This is a genomic window from Frankia sp. AgPm24 (assembly GCF_023243055.1).
Lineage (GTDB): Bacteria > Actinomycetota > Actinomycetes > Frankiales > Frankiaceae > Frankia > Frankia umida.
In genome coordinates, this window is sequence record NZ_JALKFW010000035.1 from 1 (window position 1) to 5,419 (window position 5,419).

At 73.8% G+C, this 5,419-nt stretch carries 4 protein-coding genes and 1 pseudogene; 1 reads left to right on the forward strand and 4 read right to left on the reverse strand.

Features of this window, described 5'->3' with window-relative positions; genetic code table 11:
* Window positions 1–325, forward strand: a pseudogene (locus MXD61_RS05345) (FHA domain-containing protein); the annotation flags it as partial.
* Between the two features lie 105 nt (window positions 326–430).
* Here MXD61_RS05345 and MXD61_RS05350 read toward each other — a convergent pair.
* From MXD61_RS05350 to MXD61_RS05365, 4 genes are all read right to left on the reverse strand, one after another.
* A complete protein-coding gene (locus tag MXD61_RS05350; RefSeq protein ID WP_248811732.1) occupies window positions 431–2,347 on the reverse strand; it encodes a glycosyltransferase family 39 protein in 1,917 nt (638 codons plus the stop codon).
* Entirely contained in the window at window positions 2,344–4,182 is a 1,839-nt protein-coding gene (locus tag MXD61_RS05355; RefSeq protein ID WP_248811733.1) for a glycosyltransferase family 2 protein, read from the reverse strand. Before MXD61_RS05355 ends, MXD61_RS05350 begins: the two co-directional genes overlap by 4 nt.
* 181 nt (window positions 4,183–4,363) lie before the next feature.
* Window positions 4,364–5,083 (reverse strand): SCO family protein, encoded by a 720-nt coding sequence (locus MXD61_RS05360; RefSeq protein ID WP_248811734.1) that lies wholly within the window; start codon window positions 5,081–5,083, stop codon window positions 4,364–4,366.
* Window positions 5,073–5,225: a hypothetical protein gene (locus MXD61_RS05365; RefSeq protein ID WP_248811735.1), complete on the reverse strand. Its 153-nt coding sequence runs from the start codon at window positions 5,223–5,225 to the stop codon at window positions 5,073–5,075. Before MXD61_RS05365 ends, MXD61_RS05360 begins: the two co-directional genes overlap by 11 nt.
* Window positions 5,226–5,419: the final 194 nt, after the last annotated feature.

Genomic DNA, 5,419 nt, shown 5'->3' on the forward strand with positions numbered 1-5,419 from the left:
CCCCCCGGCCCCGGGGGGGGGGGGGGCGGGGCCGTTCGAGCCGGACGCCGCCGCCCAGGAGACGATGCTCGCCGGCGCGGGGGCGCCCCCCGGGGGGCTGCCCCGCCCGTCCGCGGTCGGCGCGCCGACCGGTGCCCAGCCGGTGCGGGTCGGTGGGCTGGCCGCTGCGGGCGCCGGTGGTCCTGCGGTATCCGGGGGCGCGGGGGCCTCGGCCGGGGCGGGGTCATCGGCCGGGGCGGTGGCTGGATGGCTGAGGCTGGTTCCGACCCTGGTCTGGCTGGCCTGCGTCGGTTTCTTCCTCGGTGCCCTGCTCGCCCTGTCCTAGACGTTCGTTCTGTCCGGACGCACAGCCCCACCTGGCGGCCGGGGGCCCATGATCGGTCATGGGCCCCCGGCCGCGCGGCGCAGGGCGATGGTCGCCGGGGGCGGATCAGCAGCGGAGGGCGGGCAGACCCGCGCGGCAGCCGGGTGGGACGACCTGGCGGATCTCGATCTCGCCGTCGCCGAAGGACTGGAGCACGACCGAGTGGCGCAGGGCCTCGGCGACGGTGGGGACCTCGGTGAGCACCGAGTCCGGCGGCCTGCCCATCATCAGGTAGCCGACGTCCCGCCAGCCGTGCGGGAACTGGGCCTGGACCTGCGGGTCCAGGTCGAGTTTGTAGAACCAGACCGGAAGCGGGCGGCGGCCGGCGATGACGAGGTCGGTCCAGGCGATGTCGTCGGTGATGACCGTGCGGTGGTCGTGCACGTGGGCGAGGAACCAGCGGGTGGCGTCGCGGCTCGGGGCGCTCGCGTCGTCCGTCAGAGCGGTGTGGATCTTCGGGGCCCAGGCCCAGGTGAGCGCGATCGCGGCGGCGACCACCGTGACGGCGACGACCGCGCGGCGCAGCGCCGACAGCACCCGGGCGGCCAGTGTGCCGGCCGGACCGCCCGCGGCCAGCCACGATGCCCGCGGCCGCGGTGCCTCGAGGATGCGAGTGGGCACCGTGTCGGGTTCCGGATCACCGTACGCCGCGGCGGGGCGTCCCGTTGCCTCGTCGAAGGTGCGCTCGCTGGCCGACGAGCGTGGCGCGGGGATACCGGACGACGAGGTGACGTCGGGGTCGTCGGGATAGGGACGTAGCGGGCCGCCGGGCCGGGAACGGCGCCGTGGCAGGACGGCGTCGAGCAGGGCTGCGGCGCACAGGGCGGCGAAGGGCAGCATGGCGGTGACGTAGGGATTGGGCAGGTAACCGTCGCGGAAGACGAAGCCGAACTGCAACAGCAGCAGCACCGCGACGACTCGCAGGCGACGCAGCGCCAGCAGTGGGACGGCGGCGGCGATCCCGCCGAGCACCAGGTACGGGTCCAGGTCCAGCCAGGATCTGACCACGTTGTAGGTGTCGCTGCCACGGTCGAGGACACTGCCGCTGGACGCCCGGTCGAACAGCTGCCAGCGCACCGCCCATTCCAGCGACACGTGGCCGGGGCCCTCGAACAGCTCGTTCTTCGCCGCGGCGTAGAGCAGGTAGATGCCGCAGATCCCGATCAGACAGCCCAGGAAGTTGCGGCGCACGAACCGCCAGTTGCGGTCGTCGCGATGCTGGCGCAGCAGGATGTACAGACCGGGCAGGAACAGCAGCGTCGTCTCCTTGGACCAGAACGCGAACGCCATGAACGTTCCGGCGAGGGCGGCGGCCAGCAGACTGCGGCGCGGGGAGACGGCCGCGACGAACGCGGCGAGCAGCCACATCACCCCGATGTTGTCCAGGAACGCCATCCGCTGGTACCAGATCGCCAGCGGCGACAGGGAGAAGACCAGCACCGCGGCGGCGGAGAAGAAACGACGCAGGCCGAGAAGTCGACCGAACCGGTAGATCAGCACGCAGCTGACCAGGTGTAGCAGGAACATGAGCTCCCGGGCGGCGGTGACGGCGGTGGTCGCGCGGTGGAAGCCGTCCGTCAGTTTGGTGTAGATCGCGATCAGCAGCCATCCGCCGAACGGATGGTCGTACCAGTAGGTGTAGTGGGCGATGCGGTTCCAGTACTGCATCGAGTAGGCCTGCGCGGCGTAGGTGCCCTCGTCGTCGGTGACCCGGCCGGGCCAGCCGTCGAAGTTCACACCGTGGACGACGGTGACGACCGCCAGCAGCGCGGCGACCAGCACCAGGCTGTGCCGGTGGGCCCGCCCCCCGGCGGCGCCGCGGGCGGCGAGCCCGCGCAGCGCGGTCACGGTCCACGCGGTGACGCTCGCCGGCGGTGCCAGGACCTGCGGCGTGAGGAGCGGCTGCGCCGAAACCGGTGATGCGGGGTCCGGTGATGCGGGGTCCCGCGTCCGGTCGGGACTGGTCAGGTCGGGGCTGGTCATGAGGGGGCTCCTGCGGGGACGCGGCCGGTGCCGGCTCCGGCGCCGTGGTGGGCGCCGGAATGTGAGGTCTTCTCCCAGTCGACGCGGCCGCGCAGCAGGCGGGCGGTGGCGCGGACCGCGGCGATCGACAGGACGAGCTGGTAGAACGGGGCGCTGAGGATCAGCCGGGCGCTGTCCCACCAGCTGATGTCCAGGTCGTACGCGTCGGCGAACTCACGAAAGGCCGCCTGCTCCGAGCAGACCGTCATGACGGTGGCGCCCAGCGGCAGGCAGAAGACGATGACCAGACCCGTCGGCGCGGCGAGGAACCAGGTCAGCACCAGCGAGACGGGCAGCAGTATCCCGGCCATCGCCTGGAAGAACGGCATGGTCAGCATCTCGGCGGCCATCAGTCGCTGCCGGGTACCGGGGAGCAGGCGCCAGTCCCCCTTGAACAGGACCTGCATGAATCCCATCATCCAGCGGGTCCGTTGGATGACGAGCTTCGTCAGGCTCTCCGGCGTCTCCTCCCGGGTGGTCAGATCCGGGTGGTAGAAGACGGTGGTGCGCACCCCGGCGACCGAGGCCCGCACCCCCAGGTCGCAGTCCTCGGTGAGGCAGGTGACGTCCCAGCCGTCGAGGGCGTCGAGCACCTCCCGGCGGATGAACACGGTGTTACCGCCCAGCGGGATGAACCGCGCCCGCGCCTGGAAACGCAGCCGGGACATGAACCAGATGTAGTACTCGAGGCAGTTACGGGCCCGCCACCAGGACGTGTCGGTGTCCAACCGGCGCAGCACCGGGCGGGCACCGCCGTCGGTGGGCTGTCCACCCGGGGCGCGGACGTTCATCAGCTGCACGCCGCCCTGGAAGATACCGACGTCGGACTGGCGCAGGGCGAGGGTGTTGACGTAGGAGAGCAGCCCCTCGGCGATCAGCGACTCGGCGTCGACCACGCCGATGAGGTCACCGGTGCAGTACTGGCGGGCGTTCTCCAGGGACAGCGGCTTGCTGCGCTGGCTGCCGCGCGGGGCGATGACGCGGACGTTCGGGTGCCGCGCGGCGATGTCCTCGGCGATCTGGCGGGTTTCCCGGTCGACCTCGTCGTGCGACACCATCACCACCAGTTCCACCAGGTCCGCCGGGTAGTCCCCGGCCAGGACCTGGGTGAGCGTGCGGCCGAGGATCGGCTCGTCGCGGGCCGGGACGATCAGCGAGAAGCGGTGCCGCGGGGCGAGGGTGTCGGCCAGATCGACGTGGTCCACCCGTTCGGGGCGCTGCCAGCTGAACTGACCGCGCACGAGGGTGAGGACCGCGACCACCAGCATCGACAGTGAGACGCCGGTCCACAGCGCCAGCACCACGGCGTGGTGGTGTTCGGCCGCGCGCACGACCAGCAGCACCGCGAGGGGCGTCGCGGCCAGCCCACAGGCCAGCCGCCGACGTCCCGGTCGGGCCGCGCGCACGAGGTCACCGAGGTGGCCCAGCACCAGGATCGCGCCCGAGGCCACCAGCGCACCGCCGAGGGCCCCGGCCCACACCGGCACCGTCGACGACCCGCCGAGCCGGCCCGTTCCCAGCTCGCCGGCGGCCAGGTAGACGTACCAGCCGGCCGCCTCGCAGGCGAACTGGACGAACCGCGGCAGCCGGGCACCGCGATGATCGTCGAGGCCGACGGCCACCGCCTCCCGCGGGCCGCCACGGCCGCACGTCCGTGGCATGAGCACGGCCAGCGCCATCGGGAGGAGGTAGGCCATCTGCCGGTCCACGGCCAGCGGGCCGGCGCACAGTACGGTCAGCGCGACATGCGTCGCCACCCCGCGGCCGGCTCCGGCCAGCCGCCGCGGCGTGGGCACGCTCCCCCGGCCGCCGCGTTCCCGGGTCCCCCGGTGCGAGCGGGGTGGGGCGGGGTCAGGGACGGCGGTGGCGAGGGGAGCGGCAGCGGGGTCTTCCTGCGCGCCTTGGTTTGCGGTCAAGAGATACCTGCCTGAGAAGGACGGAACGGCCGCCGGCGGTCGGAGCTGGGGATTCGACGGGTCACAGCGAGGCGGCGAGCCGCGGGAGGTCGGCGACGTACTCGGCGACCGTCGTCGCGGCGAAATAGCGGACGCGGACGTGGTTGTCGGGGCCGATCGCGAGTACCTGGGCGGCGTGGCTGACCAGGTAGGAACCCTGACCGCCGCGGGGATCACCGTCGGCGCGGTCGGCGGTGGCCAGTGGCACGCCGACGGCCCGCTGCGCCGCGGCGAGCTGCGCCGGGGTGCCGGTGAGACCGACGAAGGCGGGGTCGAACTGGTCGAGCCAGCGGCGCAGCGCCGCGGGGGTGTCGCGGTCGGGGTCGGTCGTGACGAACACGACCGTCACCTGTCGGGCGACCCTCGCCCCCACCACCTGGCGGGCGGCGGCGAGGTCGGCCATCGTCGTCGGGCACACGTCGGGGCAGTGCGTGTAGCCGAAGAACAGCAGCGTGGGGCGTCCGGCGGTGGCCTGGGCGAAGTCGTACGGTCGCCCGCTGGTGTCGGTGAGCGCGAAGGACGGCCGGGGCTGCGCGGTCGGCGCGACGACGCCGTGCCAGTCACCGGTCCAGGTCGCGCTCGCCGTCGCCGCGGCGGCCGCCGGGAGGCCGACCGCCGCGGGACTTCGGGTTGGCGTCCCGGCGCAACCGGCGGCCAGAAGCGCGGCGGCGGCAGCGGCCAGGGCCACCGCCGGCCGTGCGGCACCCGGTCTGTCAGCGGCACCCGGTCTGTCAGCGCGCACAGAGCACCGCTCCTCGCACGGCCGCGGGCAGGGTGCCGGTGAGGCGGCGGACGTCCTCGCCGATGACACGGACGCCGTTGATGCCGTGGGCCCGCAGGAAGGCACAGTCGATGCGCTGACCGGGGGGCGGGGTGCGGGGCACGCACACCCGGCGGCCGGTGTCGGCGGCGACGTAGTTGTTGTCGCAGCCGTCGATACCGCGCGCGACCGGGGACGGACTGCCGTTGCCGCGGGGGGGCCCCCCCCCCGCGGGGGGGGCCCGGGCCGGCGGGCAGGGCCACGGCGGCCCGCCAGCGCGTCAGGCGGGCCGTGGCCGCGCTCAGACAGGCGGGGGTC